Consider the following 18,108-nt stretch of genomic DNA (forward strand, 5'->3'; position numbering starts at 1 on the left):
GGCCCACAATTCGTACACTGCGTTGCTGAGGACAATTGCTCGGTCCAGCTGCTTGTCGAGCGGTTCGGTGAGCCGAATCGAGCGTGCACTTGCCGTTCGGCCCATGTTCGCGGGTTCCTCATCACGCTCGAACCAGTTGTCGACCTGGATGCGCATGCTGAGGGCCTCTGGATCGCTCGTCAGCAGCCAACCAAGCCGAGTTCGCGCCCAAAACACAAACGCAAATCGTGGCCTGAGATCACGCCATTTGGCCCAGTCGTCCGGACGGTAGGCGTCGTTGTCACGTCGGCGCTGAAGGAGAAAGGGAGGGACCTCGAGACCAGGCGGTGTGGCGATGATGTGGCTCAGCAAATCAATTGGGCTGGGCAGGTCGTCCCGGTCACATCGTTGGCGGTAAAAGCGCACGGAGTAGCCCCAATAAACCATCATGTCAGCGAAGTCAGGTTCGATGATGTCGAAGAGACGGGCGATGGCATTGGGCCCGGCGGTACAGTCGCGGAGCGACTGGACGAGCTCGTCATCGGTTGGGGGCGGCGGGTTGGCCTTTCGGACCAGGGCCTCGATCCGTTCGACGCGATGCAGGTGGGACGCTTTCATCGGTCACCCTCGTCCGACGTGGCGCGTCGTTCAGCTCGCGACTCGCCTGGCTGGTTGATCGCCTCCTCGAGTCCGGCAATTCGTTCGAGGATCTCTCCGTCGAGCTGCATGCGGTGGTAGCGGTGTCCGTAGTCGAGCAGCAGCTGGGCCGATCGAAGCCGTTCGGAGCCGATCGGAGCCGATCGGCGAGCCCAACAGGGTCGTCAAGACACTGATGGCGTCGTCTGCGGCCCCAACCAGCTGGGCGGTCAGATCATCGACTCGTCGCCTTCGCCGTTCGGCAACCGCGCGCGCGAAGTCGAGATCCTGCAGGCGTCGCTGCACGGTCTTGCTCGACACCCGGGCCAACTTCGCTGCTTGTGCGTGAGTTCGCCCCGAACCGAGTGCGTCGATCAGAATCGTATCGGCGGCGTTGAAGTCCTCCTCAACAATGTCCGTGCTCATGTGTCGCTCCGTCCTGAGACACGAGGTCTCACCCCTTCATAGGTTCTGGAGCCCGCCAGACAGGGCCCGAAGGTCCCCTCCGAACACGTTCGACCGCGGAGCTCGACCAGATCGGCACGGAACGCCTCGACCGCGGCGGCAAACTCAGGTTCGGAGGCCCGCCGGCGGGCCGTTCGCTCACTGACCCCCGCACGCTGGGCAGCGTCGGCCAACGTGGCTCCGGACGCAAGCGTCATGGCGAGCACCTGATCGAGGCCTTTCCGGGAGCGGTCACCCCCGGCCATGGATCATCACCGCCCCTCGGAATCCCTCGAAGGATCGCATGAAACAAGCTGTGAAACCACCGGGCGAAAGGCCTCGCGCGACAGAGCGAGCCCCGGGTCTCGCCCACCACGACTCGGCCCTTCGGCACAACATGCTCTTGCGTGGTGGCCGCGCCAACATCTGTTGCCGGCAGATTTGGATGACAACGCGTTGGCAGGTTTGGGCGAGCACGGTTTTGGCATGACTGGCTGGTGACGCGCGGACGGCGCCGGGCCCTGGGGGTGGGGTTGTCCGGCGCCGTCGTTGGTCGGGGGGGGTTCAGGTGCGGGTGAGTTCCGCGATGGCTTTCTTGGCGCAGGCGTCGTCGACGATGCTCTTGCTGTCAGCGGCGGCGGCCATGAGGGCGGCGGTGGCGGCGTTGTTGAGCGCTCGGGGCAGCCCGTTGGCGTAGCGGTGCAGGCGGGCGGCGGCGTCATCGGCGATGAGCGGGTCGGTCCGACCGGCGTGGGACAAATGGTGGCGCAGGTAGCCGATGGACTCGGCGAGGTCCATCCCGCCGATGCTGTAGCGGACGCTGATGCGCTGGTCGAGGGCGGCGAAGATCCCTTGGCGGAGCCGGGTCGCCAGCGTCGGTTGACCGAGCAGGATCGCGGCGAACGGGGACGCCGAGTCCATCTCGGCGTTCGACAGCAATCGGATCTCCTCGAGCTGCTCGGGTGTCAGGAGATGGGCTTCGTCGATCACGAAAACGACGCGGCGGTGGCGTTCGTGTTCTTCGGCGGCGAGCAGCGCTGCGGCCTGGTTGATGGCTTCTGCCTTGTGGAACCGGGGGGTGGCGCCGAGGGCGGTGGCGATCGCGACGTAGAGGCCACGACATCCTCCGGACGGGTTGGACAGGTAGACGAGTGTGAACTTGGTCCGATCGAGTCCGGCGACCGCGGCGCGCACGGCCACGGTCTTGCCCGCGCCGGTGTCACCGACGACCACGCCGAGGGCGGCTTCGTTGATGCAGTAGTGGATGCGGGCGACGGCCTCGCCGTGGGCGGCCCGGTCGAAGAGCTTGTTGGCCGGGATGGTCTTGGTGAACGGGGTGCGGGTGAGCCCGAAGTGGGCGGCCCACACGTCGACGCCGGCCATCAGCTCGCCGCCTCGTTGCCGGCGTGGTGATCGGTGTCGTTGTTGTCGCCGGGCTCGTCGAAGTCCTCGAAGCCGGGGAGGCGCACGTCGCGATAGGAGATCGAGCCTTCGCCGAGCGTCTCGGTGTGGGCGGCCTGCACGAGGCCCATGTAGTCGATGCCCGGCTCGATGTCAGCCGGGGCCGGTGGCGGGGCGGCTTGCGGGACGGCGGGATGGACGTGACGGCCGATCACGAACGGGACGGCCGCGCCAGCGGGGACACCGTGGTCGAACACGTCGATGCGGGTGAGGTCCTCGGGGTCGAACCGCAGCTCGATGGTCCGCCCGATGAGCGCCGGGTCGACCCCGTAGCGGTTCGCCAGCAGGTTGACCGTGGCCGTCTTGGCGACCCTGCGGGTGAGGCTCCACCGGAACGCCTCGGCGAGCAGCGCCGGCGGCGGGATGGCCGGCGTGAAGTCGGCGAGGAACCGTTCGATCGGCGTCTGCTTCGTCTCGGCGTGGATCCGCGCGTTCGCGACCTGCTCGGCCCAGGCCATGAACATGTCGTTGAGCTCTTCGAAGCTCGGGATGCCCCGGACTTCCATCTCGGCGATGAACGACTGGCGGATATAGGCCACCAGCCGAACGCAAACCGACATCGCTAGACACAGCTGTTGGGCGTCTGGACAGTCGGCGAGATTTCGTTGTGGGGGAAGGTTTGTTGGGTTTGGTCGGCGGCGGCCGGCCACCGTCAGTCGGTCCGATGTCGAGTGGGATGCGCAGGCTGATCTCGACTTGCCAGCCGGTGACCCGGACCTGTTCGACGACGAGGCGCAGGAGACGTTGGCGACCGTCGAAGTCGAGTCTTTCGAGGCCGGCTGTGGCCTTTGCGGCGAAGTCGTCTAGACGCTGGCGGAGTCGGCTCTGGCTGGCGAGGTCGTGGTGGCGTGCGGTGAGTTCGGCGCGCTCGGCTTCGAGTTTGGCTCGCCGGGCGGCCAGTTCTTTGGCACGCCGGCGGAGCTCGGCCGAGGTGATGAGGTCGGCCTGGTAGAGATCGGCGATGCGCCGGCGTTCGGCTTCGGCCCCTTCGACGCGGCGGGTGAGCTTGTCGAGCTGGGCGGTGAGGATGTCGTCGGCGGCGGGTGGTTGTCGCCCAGCGAGTGCCTCTTCGCCGGCGAGGAGCACGTCGGGGCGGGCGAGCACGGCTCGGAGCTCGTCGAAGACGAAGGCGTCGAGGTCGTCGGCGCGGATGCGACGCTCGGCGCAGCGTTTGTCCTGACCGCCGGCCTTGATGACGTCGTGGTTCGAGCAGCAGTAGTAGCGGTTGGTGTTCCCGCTGGATGAGGGCATCGGCTGGGCGTGGGCCTTCACCCCGCAGCGCCCGCACACGACCAGGCCTCGCAGCAGCCACAGTCCGGGTGTGGTCTTGCGGGGTGAGAAAGCCGAGTTGGCGCGGCCGATCGCCTCGGCGGCAGCGAAGAGGTCTTCGCTGACGATGGCGGGCACGGCGACCTCGACCCATTCTTCTTCGGGCCGTGTCCGCCGCCGGGGGCGGCCGCCGGGTGAGGGCAGGTACTCGTGGCGATACCAGGCGGCCTTGCCCTTGAAGGTGGGGTTCCGGAGCAGCCCGTTGAGCGTCGAGCTGGCCCACACCGCCTTGCCGGTGGCGGTCGGGACGCCGTCTTCGTAGAGGTGGCGGATGATCTGGCGCAGCGAGGTTCCCGAGGTGTACTCGGCGAAGATCCGCCGGATGACGACGGCTTCGGGCTCGTAGACCTCGAGGCGGGCCGGGCCGGTGTCGGAGCGGGCGACCCGCCGATACCCGTAGGGCACCTTCCAGAAGATGGCCTCGCCGGCTCGCACCCGATACAGCTTGCCCCGCCGGTGGCGCTCCGCGATCTTCGCCCGTTCGTACTCGGCGATCACGCCTTGCATCTGGATGAGCAGCCGCGCCTGGGGGTCGTCGTCGATGGGTGGCGAGTCGGTGAAGATCACGGGCACGCCGAGACGGGAGAGCTCGTCGATGATCAGAACCTGGTAGGGGAACGACCGGGCGAGCCGGTCCGGTGACAGGCACCACACGGCGTCGAACGCGCCGCCCTCGGCGGCGTCGCGCATGGCGTCGAGCCCGGGTCGGTCTAGTCGGGCTCCTGAGTAGCCGTCGTCGGTGTAGGTGGCCACCACCTCGTGGCCCTCGGACGCGGTCCGAGACACGAGCACCTCGAGCTGGGAGCCGATCGTGCCCCGGGCGGCCTGGGCTTCGCTGGAGACCCGGGCATAGATCGCCACTCTCATGGCCGCCGCCCTTCGACGCGAGCCGCGGCCTTTTGGCGGCGTGCGGAGGGCGCGGGCGCTCCCGGTGCCGCCGGGGAGGGCGGGCCCACCTCGACAAGGTCGGTCACGGCGACGGGCTCAAAGCGGCTGGGGCACAGGCCGCCCACTCCCACGCGGGACATGAACGTGCGGCAGTCCTCGCAATATTGGGATCCGAGCGACCTGGCCCCACAAGAACCGCACTCGTACACGGTGATTGGTCGCCGTGGCCGGGTGGCGGGGACGACGACGGGCACGGCGGCGGGCTGATGGCGGCGGCGCCACGCGGTCTTGCGGCAGTCGCCGCAGTAGAGCCGGCGCCCGTTGGGCGTGAAGGGCTGCCCGCAGACCGGGCAGGGGATCGTCGCGTTGTCGTCACGCGACGGGAACTCAGCCTTCATCGTGGCCTCCATCCCTGCGGCGTGTGGCGTTGGCCGCTCGCCGGCACCGCGGCGTTTCGTCGCGCTGTCGTCGCGCGACGCCGAGTTGGACCGTCTCACCGGAGCCCACCTCCACAGGTTGCCGTCGAGCCCGGCTGCTCGGTGTCGGCCCACGCCAACAACAGCGCGAAGCCGGCGGCTAGCGACTGTGTGCGCGGATCCTCATACGGGGTCCAGCCGGGCCGGCAGGCGCCCCTCAGGGCGGCTACGAACACCGGTCGGGCAGCTGGGCGGGCGATGAGACCGGCCAGCCCGGCCCGGGCGAAACGGGTCGCCGCCGGGCTCGCCTGGCTCAAGCCCGTCACCGCCGATGCGCGCAACGCCTCGTAATCGCCCTGGGCGGCTTCGCCGACTGGCCAGAACCGGCTCACCGTCGCCTCGCCTTCTCTATCGTGCGCGGGTGCAGGCCGACCCCGAAGCGCCGCTGCACCTCCCGGGCCAGCTCCGCCCCGGACACGCCCTCGGGCGCCCCGTCCAGGAAGCCGACGATCTCCTCGGTCATCTTCAGCGGTCCACGCCGTCCGGGCCGCTCGTCGAGCAGCCCGGCCATCCCCCGATCGGCGAAGCCCGCCTCGACCAGGTAGAAGCTGGGTCGTGAATAGCCGTGCGCCGCCGCCGCGGCGGTCACGCTCACCCCGTCCACCAGGTGGGCGCGCAGCATCTCGTACTTCACCTGCACCTTGTCGACGGCGAAGAAGAACGGGTTCCCGCCCACGAAGAGCGGCGCTGTCACCGCCTCCGGTCTCGGGTGCATCAACCCTGCGATCTCCAGCGACGCCCGTCGGCTCTGATGGCTCATTGTCCACCTCCTGCCGCCGAACGATCGACGGCGGCGCCAGTGATGTAAGACGATGAACACCGGTAGCGGACGGACACCCGATCCACCATGACCACCTCACCCTGTGATACCCTTGAGTTACAAGAAATATTGGCGCGCAGGCTCCACTAGCAAAGTTATTCTCGACTGACAGCAAGGCGATAACCACTAGGCAGATCAGCCCTTTCGCCGCAACGGATTGCGTGCACGGCGTGTGTGCTGCACCTGCAAATACAGCCCACTCCCGGTTGCATCACGCCGGAGCGTCGTGCGAAACGCAAGGTTTGCGTTCGGCTGGTGGAGTTCAGCCTTTCCTGTTTTCCGCGACCTTGGGGTTCTCCGGCCAATCGACGGCCAGCCTGTGGATTATCTGGTGGTGGTCGGGTTCAGCAGGGGGAGGGGCGGTTCGCGCCACGTCTCGCCGGTGACGGGATTGTGGCGCAGCCACCGGTGCCGTTTGTGGGCCGCTTGGGCGCTGACCCCGAGCGCGGCGCCGATCTGAGCCCAGGTCGCGCCGGCTTGCACAGCGAGCAGGATCGCCGCTTCTTGTTGCCGCTGCAGACGGTCGATCTGTTGGCCGAGGGCGTTGATGCGGCCGATTGGGCCGTCCGGGCGTGGACCGGCGTCATCCACGGTTGATGACCTACTTGGTCTTGCGTTGGCGTTCGAGACGCCGGATTGCCTCTTCGTGGCGGCGCACCTTGCCGGCGACGGCTTCGAGGCTGTGGCGGAGCTGGTCGACCTGGACGGTCAACCCGGACAAGGTGTTGGCGTCCTTGCCCCGGGCGCGGTGCTCCTCGATCACGGCACGCAGGTCGGCGCGCCGGTACATGGTGGTGCGGCTGGTGCCGGCCAGGGCGGCCACTTCGGCGAAGGTGACCGGCCGCCCGGTAGCGGCGAGCTGCGCGCAGGCCTGCTCGACCCTGGTCACGGTGTCGTCGATCAACTGGCCTCCGCGCCGGCGATGAGCCGGTCGAGGCGTTCGATCAGGCGGCGGTGACGGGCTGCTTCCTCACCCCACCCGCGGCCTTCAGCGTCGGCGACGAGCTTGGCGGCGTCGGCGCGCTGGGTGACGAGCATCGGCAAGAAGCTGTGATCGGTCCGGAAGTTCGGGCAGTGCTCGCACACGTGGGTGTAGGCGCACGGGCCTTGGGCGAGGCTGCGTAGGCAGTAGCCGCCGGCGAGGCGGGACTTGATCATCGGCGCCGCCCGCCAGTCAGTTTGCAGCGTGACGGGGGTGGCTTCGGGCAGCACCGGGCCCAGCTGCGCCTTGGCCAGCGTGAGGGCCCGCTCGTAGCTTTCGCGGACGGTGGCGTCGAACAGCCGCCCGTAACGCAAGCTCATCTCGGCCGACACATGACCCAGCAGGGCCATCAGCGCCTGCAACGAGCAGCCAGCGTTGACCAATGCGGTGGCGTAGGTGTGCCGGAGTTGGTGAGGCACGGCCGAGCCCAGGCCGGCGTCGGCGGCGGCGCGGTGCAGCTCGTCGCGCAGCGTGCACGCGGAGACGCGCCGCCCCTGATGGGTGAGGAGGAACTCGACGAGGCGGCCGGTGCGGGGGTGGCGTAGCGGCCGCCCCGGGGAACGGCGGGCGACGATCCGGTCGATCAGCTCGACGGTCTCGTCGTCGAGGGGCACCATCCGCTCGGTCAGCAGCTTGCCCAACGGGACTTTCAGCCAGGCGCCCTGGCCGGGAACCTCGTGCACGCAGTCGAGCTCCAGGTCGCAAAGCTCGCCGATCCGCATCCCCGTGGCCCGCAACAACAGCAACGCGTCGGCACGCAACCGGTTCGGTGACGCCTCGAGCGCTTCGACGAGGAGCCGGTCGTGATCGGGGGGCAGGTAGCGGGGCAGCGGGTGCGGCAGCCGTGGTGCGTCACGGGGGAACACGAGGCGCCGGGGTGGGGCGTCCGGCCAGCCCCACTCTGCCATCGCGTCGAGGAACCGGCCGACCGTGAGGATGCGGCCTTTGGCGGTCGACGCGGCGATTGGCGCGCCGGTGCGGTGGTTGATCGCGTCCGCGACCTCGCTCAGGTAGGGCTCGATGTGCCGGCGACGGTCCAGCAGCGCCAACGACTTCAACCCGGGGTCGGTCCTGGCCAGGAACCGGCCGAAGTGCGCCAGTTCCGACGCGACGCTCTGCACGCTCGATCGTGACAGCGTCGCTCGGAGTCGCTCCAGGTAGGCGACCATCGGACCGCGGATATGGGGGCCGACCCCCTCGAGGTGTCGTTCCCAACTCCACCGCCACAGCGTCGAGCGTTTCGGCGCCGGCTCGGCCGGGGCGCCCAGGTGATAGACGACGGCGCGCGCCCCGTGCAGACCGGTCCGGTAATGCTTGTAGTCCCGCCCGTTGCGAGCCTCTCGTCCACCGATGGCAGCTTCGAACTCGGCGAAGTCCGCGTCGGTGAGCTGATCGAGGCTTCGGCCGGTTTGGATCAGCATCCGGGCGACAACCTCAGAGGCCATCCCGGTGCGGGTCCGCACCGAGTAGCCCAACGTCTCGGCGCCCCCCAGGAAGCGGGCGATGTCGGCTCCGAGCGGGCTGGCCGCGCCTTCCCGGAGGATGGCATGGAACTTGCGGTCCAACAACCAGTCGTAACCAGGGTGCAGATGGCCGTGCAGCATCAAGAAGTTCAGGAACGGCTGCACGTGGTTCTTGGCGGTGCGGTGGCGTTCGGCCAGCGGCAGGGCGGCCCAACCCTGCGGGTCGGGAAAGCGGGCCAAGAAGGTGCGGGCGCCGATATCGAAGGGCCTGTTGCCCACCCCCCGGGCGGTCAGCCACCGCTGGTAGCCGGTGTAGAGATGCTGCGTCTCGGCCGGGACCGCGGTCGGGGCTGGCGGCATCAGCGGGTCTCGGCCAAGGAACGCTGGCGGGCCCGGGCGGTGTCATACGCGGACCGTAGGTGGGCGGGGGCCAGATGGATATAGACGGACGAGGAGTCGACGTGGTCATGGCCCATCAGCGCCTGCAGCACCGCGAGATCAACGCCGGCCTCGGCCAGCGCGGTGCCTGCGGTTATCTGTACTCATTTCGACGAAATCGCTGGTAGCCGACCGTATTCATGGGTGTGGCACGTGAGGCACGGGCGGAGTGCCCTGTTGTTGATGTCCGCGCCGGGCTGCTGTCGCTCGATGAGCCGAGTGCCGCGGGGATCAGGTGCGGTGTGCGCCAAGCCACGCTGCATGCACGTCAGCGGCCAGCCGGCCTCGGTCGGGCACGGCGATCCCGTTGGTTCGGGCCCAAGCACGCACCTCGGCCGGGGACGGATCGGGAGCGTTCGGTGCCGCGAGTTGAGTGGGCATGGCAGCGATGCGCTGGATGGCGGCCGGTTCGGTGGTGGCCCAGAGCTGAGCAGCGGCCAGGTATCGGTATGTCCATTCCTCGGCCAGTTGGCGGGTCTCGCAGAAGACGATGGCCACCTCGGGCCAGCGGATCTGGCACTCGGCCAGGCCGTCAACGATCACCGCCGGCCGAACCCGGTCGGACTTGAACACCTGGGAGTAGCGGTCTTCGACCACCACCGCAGCACGGGGCAGGGCGGAGAGTTCGCCCAGGGCGTAGCGCAGCCTGCCGCTGATGAGGCTGGAGACGAGGTCGGGCAGCGACTTGCGCTCGACGGCAGCGGCGAGTCGCCCCTCGACCATCACCCCGTAGTCGCCGCACGCCAGCGCCCGACCGAGGGTGCGCACCGGCTTGCCGGGGAAGCGATAGGGGTAGTGCTCGCGGCTGTCGACGATGATCTCGAGCTCGGCGACCCCCGCAGCTCGCGCGGTGGGGGTGGTCACGTTCGGGCGGGCCTGGTTGCGGGTGCGGGGCGACTGCCAGAACACGGCGTCGCGGCCTCGGGCGGTGGTGAACACCAGCTGGGAGCGGTTCTCCCGGGCCCGGTTGACGACCAGGTCGATGGCGGCTCCTCGCCGAACGCAGGAACGCAGGGCGATCCGTTCCACGATTTCGGCATCGGCGGGCCACTCACTTGACGGCACCGGGTAGCAGTAGAGCGCCTTGGTGCGCGGCCACGTGCCGGCGGTTCGCAGCACGAGCCCGTCGCCCAGCGGGACGCGCAGCAGGTAAGCCAGGGTGGACTCCGGGTCCGGGTTGCGGGCGATCAACAGCTCCTCAGCGGCCACGGTTCTCCGCCCGGATGACCCGACGCAGGCTCTCGCGCACGGCGGTGAGCTCGTCTTCCAGTTCGACGACGCGCCGGCGGGTGGTGTCTGCCTCGGCCCCACGGGCGTCCCGCTCGGCCACCAGCTGGCGGTTGACGGTTTCGAGTTCGGCGATTCGCGCGATCAGCTGAGCCCTGTCCGGGCCTTCGATCTCGGCGCCGAGGTGGAGACGGAGGCGTCTGTAGAGCTTGTCGCGTTCGGTTCGGAGCCGCCTGATCTCCTCCCGGGCGACGGCCAGATCGGTGCGCAAACTGGCGGGTGTCGCCCGATGCTTGTCGGACACAGAGGAATGAGAAGCAGCGGCGATGTCGCCGTCGGTCTGGCGCCGCCGAGCAGCCTCCACGTGCTCTCGGATCCCTTCGGCATAGGTGAGCCAGGTGGACACGCCGGCAGCTTTGGCCACGGCCGGGAAGGTAATCGACGCTCCGGCGGCCTCCAGCGCCTCGATGGCCGCCAGGGCGCGGGCACGCTTGTCCTGGCTGTGTTCTGCTCTGGCTGCCCGCATCGCCGTCGACCGGGCCGGTGCGGGGGCCGTGGTCACCCCGTCTCGCCGGGCAGGGAGGCGATGACCGGGATGCGCCGGGCGGCCCGGGCCCGGCGCAGGATCCGGGCCGAGGCTTCCACCTCGGCTCGTTCGTCGGGGTCGAGCTCGGCGAGGCGACGACGCATCTGGTCGGCCACCACGCAGAAGGCGTCGATCTCGGCGGTCAGGTTGGTGACCACGTAGTCAGCAGCCCCGATGGCCCGGGCAGTTTCCCGGTCGGCGCTCAGGCTGGCGACGTGGGCTTCGAGAGCTGGCAGATACGAGGGGTCCGGCCGGTAGAAGCCGCAGCCCGCGCACTGGAAGCGGATCGGGCAGTGCCCGCCTCCGGCCTTCACGTTGGATGGTTCGGTGCAGTTGCCGAACGGGACCGAGACCGATGCCCGTTCGTAGGCGAGCGGGTCGGAGAACGGTGCAGGCTTGCCGGCGGCGTCCACGGCCAGCGATCCGACCGTGCGGATGGCCTGGGCCTTGCGCTTGAGGCTGACCGTGTAGTACCCGAGCGTGGTCTGGATCGCGACGTGATCGAGCAGCTCTTTGAGCACATCGACGGGCACGCCCGCGTCAGCGTGACGTTGGGCGTAGGAGTGTCTCAACGCGTAGGGGATGACGAGCGACCGGTCGAAGGCCAGCGGTGTCCCGTCCGGGCCGAGCAGCTCGCTGTCGATCGTGGGGATCCGTTGCACCCAGGCCCGAAACGCCCGCCCCACAGCCGAGGCGGTCAGGTGGCCGAGGGCCTGGTGGGAGCGCCGCTGGGGGGACGGGAACAGCCACTGGCGGGTGGCCGGCGGGGTAGCCAGCCCGCCCCGGCGACGTTCCCAGGCCAAGATGACCCCTGCGGTCTCCGCGGTGATCGGCAGGCGCCGACGCAGCCGGGCGGCCTTGTGGTTGTCATAGATCAGGTTGTGCTGGCCGTCGATGACCTCGACGCAGCCAACCTTGAGGCTCACCACCTCCCCGGGGCGCCGCCCGGTGTCGCGCAAGATCCGGTAGATGGTCTGGTGCATCGCCTTCAAGTCGGCGCCGCTCAACGAGCCGGCCCGCCCATCCTCGCCCAGCAGGTGCAGGTGCCCGTCGAGCTGGCGGATCACCGAGTCGGGCAACGCCTTGCCCACCTGGTCCTCGTTGGCGTCGGCGACCACGCGATGACGGCGCTTGGCCGGCCGGAACTGATCGGGGATGTCGGCCATGAGCCCACTGGTGCGGCCGTACTCGATCACCTCGCAGAACAGAAACAGCAGCAGGTTGCGGTGGCTGGCCGAATACGGGCTGCCGTCATCGCGGCGGTGACCGGAGAGGGCGTCGACGACACGGGTGAAGTCGCCCGCGTCGAGGCCGGCTGGGTCGGTGCGACCGGAGGCCACCAGCGCCTGAGACGCCGCTCGGCAGGCCCGCAACGCCTCCCGGAGCCGCTGCAGGTAGGGGCGGGTGGTGCGGGCCCAGTGCTGGAGCACCTGGCGCAACCAGCCCAGCTCGACCGGCCGGAAGTCGATGGTGCCGTCGGTGGCCGGTGGCCACGGTCGGCTGGCGTTGGACTGCAAGTCGAGCAGCGCCACCTCCCACACCTCCCCGGCGTAGGGGTCGGTGCCGGTGTGGGCCACCCAGGCCCGCTCCAGGTAACGGCGCAGGTCACGGAACAAGGCCCTGATGTCGGAGTTGTATTGGAGGCCGCCGCTCTCGCACACCGCATCGGGATCGGCGTCGCGGACCGAGCCGGTGCCCACCAGGCGGCTGAGGAGGATCCGCACCTGCAACGGGTCCAACGGCGGTGGTGTCGTGTCCCGGCACTGCAGCGCGTAGAGCACCTCGAAGCGCACCAGCTCGGCCAAAGGAGCCAACGAGAACTGGTGGTAGCCGAGCCGAGGCGACTCGCCCGCCGCCCACATTGCCAGGTCCTCCTCCGATGCCGAACCGGCCCAGCGGTCACGCTTGAAGCGATTGTCATGGAGCCAGCACAGGCCCCGCCGATAGACGCGCTCGCGTGCGCAGCCCGCGACCACACAGGGCTCGGCACGCTGCAGGGGCTGAGCACGGGCGATGAACTGTTCGATCGGCCCGCCTCCTTTCCGCCAGGCCCGCTCGTGTCGGAAGCACAGGCCGTTGCTGTGACCCTCGCTGCGGCAGCCCTCCACCGCGCACGCCCCAGGGGCGATGGGCCGGGCGGGCGGACGTCGCGGTGCGCGGTCGAACTCCTCCTCAGATACGCCTGCCGCCACCCTTGCCCGCCGACACGCCGTGCAACGGCCGTGGTATCGACGGGTCGCCGATGGACACCCAGGCGTTCGACACGGCCATGCCGCGGTCCGGTCACTTCCGAGATCGCCCGTGAACAACCACAGCGACTGATCCCACTCCCCGGGCCGCCAAGCGACCCCGACATGGGCCATGAGCCATTCGAGCCAACCGGTCTCGGTGCCAGAGCGTTGCTCGGAGAAGGTGGCGGCGACCAGACGCAGCGCCGGCCGGCTCACCGGTAGCGCTCCCCGGCTGCGACCGCCTCCACCGCCCGACGCTTGTCCCCATCCCGGGCGTGCAGGTACACCAAGCTCGAGGCCGGACTGGCGTGGCCCAGGAGCCGCTGGACGACATCCAGCTCGACCCCGGCCCGCACCCAGTTCGTCGCCGCCGTGTGCCGCAGCATGTGGGGCCGCGCCGGGAAGCCGCATTGCCTGGCCAGGCGCTCGAAGAACCCCTTGGCCGCGCGGTAGGTCATGGGCGTGCCGAAGGGCTGGTGGTAGAGATTGACGAACACCATGTCGTCGTCGTCGGCACCGAGGATCTCGCCCCGCTCGAACTGGTAGTCGGCATAGGCCAACAGCACCGCCTCGCTGGCGGGCACCATCCGAGGGAAACGGGACTTGGCCAACGCCCCGTTCGGGTTCGCCCGATGTCGGACATGGACATGCGGGCCCACCACCGCGCAGCCCGCCCGACGGGAATCGGGCAGCAGGTGCATGTCCTCCCGGCGAAGACCCAACGCCTCCCCGATACGGAGACCGGTGTCGTGCAGCAACCTGACCATGAAACGCTCCCGGGGTCGACGACAGCAGGCGAACAGCGTCTCGGACTGCTCCGGGGTGAGCGCCTCAGGGAACGGCGTCTCTGTCCGTGCCTTGATCTCCCGAACCCGCACCGTGCGGAACTGTCCGCGCTCGCCGGCGTCGAATCCCGCCGGCAGGAACCGCAGCCAGCGCGGCTCCGACAGCCGGTCGGCCACCGCCTGATCGATCACCGCGGTCCGGGCACAGAACCGCAGGAACTCGCACACCGCGATCAAGATGGCGTCGACCGTCCCACCCCGGCGTACCCGCCCGGTGTCGATCGGCGTCGCCTCCAGCCAGTGCTTGAAACGGGCCAGGCTCGGCAAGCCGATCGTCTTCCAGTCAAAACCGTGGACCTGGCACCAACTCAAGAACAGCGCCACCCTGCCGGCGTAGGCGCGGATCGTGTGCGGCGAACGACTGGCGCCATAGAGCGCACGGCAGAAGTCGCTCGCCTCGACGTGCACGACCAGTTCGGCGTCAAGCACCACCCACTGCCCGCTCCCGTCAACCGGCGACATCGCCCGCTCAGCCCGGAACGACGCCCAGCCGGTGGGCTCGTGACCGCTGTGGTTGGTTGGCTGCGCAGGCTCGGCGCCTTCCGTGACCATCACCTTGAAGTATGAAACTTCCGGGCATCGGCGTGGTGGACCGCTCGGCGCGATAGCAACGAGCCATGCCCACTCAGCAAGAGAAACGGCGCCAGCGCCAGATCATGGCCGCAATCGCCGAACTCGGCTTCTGCATGCCCGGCAGCCTGGTGGCTCGCACCTCCCGGTGCGGTAGCCCCACCTGCGCCTGCCACACCGACCCTGACCGGCTCCACGGTCCCTACCCGTCCTGGACCCGCAAGGTGAACGGAAAGACCGTCACCCGGAACCTCAGCGCTGCCCAAGTCGAGCGCTACCGGCCCTGGTTCGACAACGCCAAACGGCTCCGCGAGCTGATCGGCGAACTGGAAGCGCTCTCAACCAGCGTCGCCGTGAAGGCTGAAGAATGGGGCAGCCAGTGAACCACCACCCCCCACGGGGCGACACGACGTCCTGGTGGCATACGTGCCTCACGTCGCTCACCCACTACTGAATACCTGTGAGCTACGAACGGCTCAGGCCACCAACCTCACGTCCCTCTGGGGGATAGACCGACGGGAGATAACGAAGGTGTGGCGCAGCGCGTGCGGGTGCCCGGCCGGCACGCCGGAACGCTCCCGGTGGTAGCGGAACACGCGGCGCAGCCCGGCCGGAGTGAGCGGCTGGCCCCGGTGCGGTCCCTTGGCGACCACGAACAACGCCGGTGAGGTCGTCTCCGGCCGCTCGGCGAGCAGGTAGGACTGGACCAGCCCGGCCACGTCCGGATCGAGCGGGACGCGCCGTTCCTTGTCGCCCTTGCCGATCACCCGCACCCAGCCCCGCCCGATGTCGACGTCGGTGGCCTTCAGTCCCAGCACCTCGGCCGAGCGCAACCCGGAAAACAGCATCAGGCCGGCGATCGCCCGGTCCCGCTCGGTGAGGAAGCTGCCCAACAGCGTCGCGGTCTCCGCCCGGTCCAGCCCCCGAGGAAGGCGGCGCGGCTCACGCACCCGCAGCTTGGAGCGCGCCTTCGGTCGGGCGAGATGCCCGAGCAGACCACTGCGCTCACCTTTCGTCGTCCTCCGGGCCGCGGCGCCCTTCGGCATCGGGTTCAGCGCGTCCGGGTCACGCATCGCGCGAAAGCCGAACAGCCCCGAGACCGCCGCCAGTCGGCGGTTGATCGTCGCCGGCGCGTACCCGACCGCCCAACGCCCGCCGTGCAACGGCACCACGTTGTCATGCTGGCCGGGGAGCCGAACCTGCCGGTTGGCGGCCAGGTAGTCCAACAACGTGTTGGTGCCCACGTCTGGAAGGCGGGTTCCCACATCGGCCAACCAGCGGGAGAAGTGCAACAGGTCGAACGCGTAGGCCCGCACCGTGAGCGGCGAGTAGTTCCGGTCCTCCAGATAGGCCAGGAAGTCGTTGATCAACGCCAGGTCGGCATCGCCGCCCTCGCTCACCACTCGCCACTGGCTCCCTCGGCCCGTCACGCTCAACTCGGTCATGGGACGTCAGTAACGCAGAACGACCCGCCCCGATCAAGAGGAAAACCCTGTGGATTCCACAAATTCGCTTATCCACAATATCCACAGAATCCACAGGCCCTGCTACTGCTTTTAAAGAATATTGGCCAGATAAGAGGGGCGCGTAGGGCTTGGAGTGCACCAGGTGCACGCCGAGCACGGCACACGCCCGGGCCAGTTGATGGTTGGCATACGGGGCGCCGTTGTCGACGTGCAGGATTTGGGGCAGACCCCGGCGGGCGATCGCCGAGCGCAGCACGTCCTGGCCGGACCTGGTGTTCTCCTCGGTCATCCACCGCCCATAAACCAGCAGGCGGCTGTAATCATCCACCAGCACGAACAGCTTCGCCCGTCTCGAGCCGGCCGCCCGAGGGTGGGGCACCCAGGGGCCGACGAGCACGTCACCGATCCAGATCTCGTTCGGGCCCGACGCCTCGTAACGTCCGAACGCCCGGGCCGGCTCGGCGGTCAGGGCGGCGCGGGTCAGCCCTGCCCGGCGCAGATGGGCGCGCACCGTGCGCTCCGAGAGCACCACCCCATGGGCGCGGGCGATCCCATCGACGATCTTGGCCGACGACCGTGTCGGGATCGCCCGGCGCATCCGCTCGGCCTCCTCCAACCAGCGCCCCTGAGAACGAGCCCGGCCCCGATCCGAACGTGGGACCGGTCGCAGGCCCGCAAGCCCGTCGCGCCGATACGCCACCAGCCACCGGTCGATCGTGCCCCGAGCGAAGCAACGCTCCACGCCGTCAGGGGTCGTCCACGTGCGCGCCGCCAGAGCCCGCACCACCAGGCCCCGCTCTGCGGGCGTCAATCGGGGACTGACGGCTTCGGAGATCACGCTGAACCGGAACAAGGCGACCTGCTCGGCCCGGTCGTGGCTGTCGCTACCCATCGAAATGTCTCCTCCCAAACGGGTCGCCGACCGTCGGCAACCGTCGATGGGCATCCAACGGCAAACTCAGATCGCCGCCCAGGGCGGATCCATGTTGGTGCTGAGCAGGTGGCCGCCGACCACAGCGTTGGCCAGCCGCCACAAGCTGCCGACTCCCTCGCCGAAGCGGCGTCGCGCCGCCGACCACGCCGCCCTCGCGGCGGCGACCGCGACCGTCTCGGGGCGGCCCGACAGCCGGGGGGCCAGGTCGCCGACGGCCACGCAGAACCGGCTCAACCCGACTGCCAGCAGCCCGGCCCGGTGGGCGAAGCGCCGCCGCCAGTCGCGCACCGTGGTGTGCTTCAAGTCCAGACCATCGGCCACCCGTCGCATCCCGACGCCGTGCTCGCACATCGCCTCCAGCGCCGAGCCGATCACCTCGGCCCCGTCCAGACGTCCCCAGGTCACGAACCCGGGCAGCAAGGCGTGCGTCCGCCCGCAGTCCCGGCAGTGTCCTCGACGCACCTCAAGACGACGGATCACCTCGGCGCTCACCCGGACGTCTCGCTCGTACCACCCCCAGAACCGCATCGGCCGCCGGCAACCCGGGCACGCCGGCCGCGGCACCACCACCTCACGACCCGCCTCCGCGTAGCCGTCGACGTCGAGCTCGGTCGGCCATACGATCGCCATCGGCACACAGCCCTTCCGGGCCCCTCCCGACGAGCGTCCAACTCATGTGATCGGGAGGGGCCCTGTCGCGTTCCCAGGTCCTCCCGATCCTCACCAGCCGCCCCAACCGCCGTCCAACGCCACCGCCCCGCCAAGTCCATCCCCAACTACCCCGACCGGATCACGCCCCTACGGCTTCACCAAGACGTGCCCGTAACACCGCATGTCAGATGTGGCCCAGCCAGTCCCACCTCGATGACCGAGCCGAAGCCGCGAAAGCGACTCGCGGCTCGTTGCCTTGGCCACTCGCGATGTCAGCGGATTTGTCAGCGCACCACCGACCTCTTGTCGCGTACGACGGCATACGCGAGCAGACGAGATCGGCTCGGAAGTGCCCGCTGACCAGGTTCTATCGCCTACAAGGACAACCCTGCGCCCACAGACGCATACGGGAGAAATGGGCGGTTCGTCAATCTCATAGCCTCATGGCGGAGACCACACCGGTTGAGGAGACGTGGTGGCGACTGCGATGTGACGGTTCGCCGGCGCGACAGCCAGAGTGGGGTAGCGGGTGGCGCCCCCGCGTCCTTGACGGCGCGCGCGTGGCCGCAGGCGGGGTGGAACGGGTGCTGGCTGCCTGATCATCAGACGTCGCAGACCGCGATTGACCGATGGTGACCGCTGTTTGGTGTCCCGCTCGTGTCCTGGGGATGGTGCCGCGCAC

Annotated in this window: 19 protein-coding genes; 4 read left to right on the forward strand and 15 right to left on the reverse strand. The window is 69.2% G+C overall.

Annotated elements, in window-relative coordinates; translation table 11 throughout:
- From VNF71_14980 to VNF71_14990, 3 genes are all read right to left on the reverse strand, one after another.
- On the reverse strand, positions 1-597 hold a 597-nt coding region (locus VNF71_14980), incomplete at its 3' end, for a hypothetical protein (protein ID HVA75859.1).
- A gap of 1,026 nt (positions 598-1,623) precedes the next feature.
- Positions 1,624-2,442, reverse strand: coding sequence for an AAA family ATPase (locus tag VNF71_14985; protein HVA75860.1), 819 nt, complete (start codon positions 2,440-2,442; stop codon positions 1,624-1,626).
- The gene (locus VNF71_14990) at positions 2,442-3,059 is read right to left on the reverse strand and encodes a Mu transposase C-terminal domain-containing protein (protein HVA75861.1); all 618 of its coding nucleotides are present in this window, start codon (positions 3,057-3,059) and stop codon (positions 2,442-2,444) included. The genes VNF71_14985 and VNF71_14990 overlap by 1 nt, the downstream gene beginning before the upstream one ends.
- 304 nt (positions 3,060-3,363) lie before the next feature.
- Here VNF71_14990 and VNF71_14995 point away from each other — a divergent pair, with 304 nt between their 5' ends.
- The 3 genes from VNF71_14995 to VNF71_15005 are packed head-to-tail and all read left to right on the forward strand — an operon-like array spanning position 3,364 to position 4,491.
- Positions 3,364-3,765, forward strand: coding sequence for a hypothetical protein (locus VNF71_14995; protein ID HVA75862.1), 402 nt, complete (start codon positions 3,364-3,366; stop codon positions 3,763-3,765).
- On the forward strand, positions 3,749-4,111 hold the full coding sequence (locus VNF71_15000; GenBank protein HVA75863.1) for a hypothetical protein: 363 nt from the start codon (positions 3,749-3,751) through the stop codon (positions 4,109-4,111). Before VNF71_14995 ends, VNF71_15000 begins: the two co-directional genes overlap by 17 nt.
- A gap of 2 nt (positions 4,112-4,113) precedes the next feature.
- Positions 4,114-4,491 carry a hypothetical protein gene (locus tag VNF71_15005; GenBank protein ID HVA75864.1) on the forward strand — a complete coding sequence of 126 codons (378 nt, stop codon included), beginning with the start codon at positions 4,114-4,116 and terminating at the stop codon, positions 4,489-4,491.
- A 221-nt stretch (positions 4,492-4,712) separates the two neighbouring features.
- Here VNF71_15005 and VNF71_15010 read toward each other — a convergent pair whose 3' ends face one another.
- The 10 genes from VNF71_15010 to VNF71_15055 form a co-directional block, all read right to left on the reverse strand.
- Complete coding sequence (locus VNF71_15010) at positions 4,713-5,234, reverse strand: hypothetical protein (protein ID HVA75865.1); 522 nt, start codon at positions 5,232-5,234, stop codon at positions 4,713-4,715.
- Entirely contained in the window at positions 5,231-5,545 is a 315-nt protein-coding gene (locus tag VNF71_15015) for a hypothetical protein (GenBank protein HVA75866.1), read from the reverse strand. Before VNF71_15015 ends, VNF71_15010 begins: the two co-directional genes overlap by 4 nt.
- Positions 5,542-5,973, reverse strand: coding sequence for a hypothetical protein (locus tag VNF71_15020; protein ID HVA75867.1), 432 nt, complete (start codon positions 5,971-5,973; stop codon positions 5,542-5,544). Before VNF71_15020 ends, VNF71_15015 begins: the two co-directional genes overlap by 4 nt.
- Positions 5,974-6,357: 384 nt before the next feature.
- Positions 6,358-6,624 (reverse strand): helix-turn-helix domain-containing protein, encoded by a 267-nt coding sequence (locus VNF71_15025; protein HVA75868.1) that lies wholly within the window; start codon positions 6,622-6,624, stop codon positions 6,358-6,360.
- Positions 6,625-6,634: 10 nt separating this feature from the next.
- Positions 6,635-6,937, reverse strand: a complete 303-nt coding sequence (locus VNF71_15030) for a hypothetical protein (protein ID HVA75869.1) — start codon at positions 6,935-6,937, stop codon at positions 6,635-6,637.
- Positions 6,934-8,838, reverse strand: coding sequence for a tyrosine-type recombinase/integrase (locus VNF71_15035; protein ID HVA75870.1), 1,905 nt, complete (start codon positions 8,836-8,838; stop codon positions 6,934-6,936). Before VNF71_15035 ends, VNF71_15030 begins: the two co-directional genes overlap by 4 nt.
- Before the next feature lie 309 nt (positions 8,839-9,147).
- Positions 9,148-10,125, reverse strand: a complete 978-nt coding sequence (locus VNF71_15040; GenBank protein ID HVA75871.1) for an ERCC4 domain-containing protein — start codon at positions 10,123-10,125, stop codon at positions 9,148-9,150.
- Positions 10,115-10,705 (reverse strand): DUF6262 family protein, encoded by a 591-nt coding sequence (locus VNF71_15045; GenBank protein ID HVA75872.1) that lies wholly within the window; start codon positions 10,703-10,705, stop codon positions 10,115-10,117. The genes VNF71_15040 and VNF71_15045 overlap by 11 nt, the downstream gene beginning before the upstream one ends.
- Positions 10,702-12,705 (reverse strand): site-specific integrase, encoded by a 2,004-nt coding sequence (locus tag VNF71_15050; GenBank protein HVA75873.1) that lies wholly within the window; start codon positions 12,703-12,705, stop codon positions 10,702-10,704. The genes VNF71_15045 and VNF71_15050 overlap by 4 nt, the downstream gene beginning before the upstream one ends.
- 467 nt (positions 12,706-13,172) lie before the next feature.
- Complete coding sequence (locus VNF71_15055) at positions 13,173-14,357, reverse strand: tyrosine-type recombinase/integrase (GenBank protein HVA75874.1); 1,185 nt, start codon at positions 14,355-14,357, stop codon at positions 13,173-13,175.
- A 65-nt stretch (positions 14,358-14,422) separates the two neighbouring features.
- Between VNF71_15055 and VNF71_15060 the strand changes: the two genes are divergently transcribed.
- Positions 14,423-14,758, forward strand: coding sequence for a DUF6788 family protein (locus VNF71_15060; GenBank protein ID HVA75875.1), 336 nt, complete (start codon positions 14,423-14,425; stop codon positions 14,756-14,758).
- Positions 14,759-14,851: 93 nt separating this feature from the next.
- Here the strand turns inward: VNF71_15060 and VNF71_15065 are convergent, their stop codons facing one another.
- Together VNF71_15065 and VNF71_15070 are read right to left on the reverse strand one after the other, a co-directional pair.
- Positions 14,852-15,820, reverse strand: a complete 969-nt coding sequence (locus VNF71_15065) for a tyrosine-type recombinase/integrase (protein ID HVA75876.1) — start codon at positions 15,818-15,820, stop codon at positions 14,852-14,854.
- Between the two features lie 979 nt (positions 15,821-16,799).
- Positions 16,800-17,405 (reverse strand): DUF6431 domain-containing protein, encoded by a 606-nt coding sequence (locus VNF71_15070; GenBank protein HVA75877.1) that lies wholly within the window; start codon positions 17,403-17,405, stop codon positions 16,800-16,802.
- Between the last annotated feature and the right edge of the window lie 703 nt (positions 17,406-18,108).

Source organism: Acidimicrobiales bacterium (genome assembly GCA_035533095.1).
Classification (GTDB): Bacteria; Actinomycetota; Acidimicrobiia; order Acidimicrobiales; family Palsa-688; genus DATLUM01.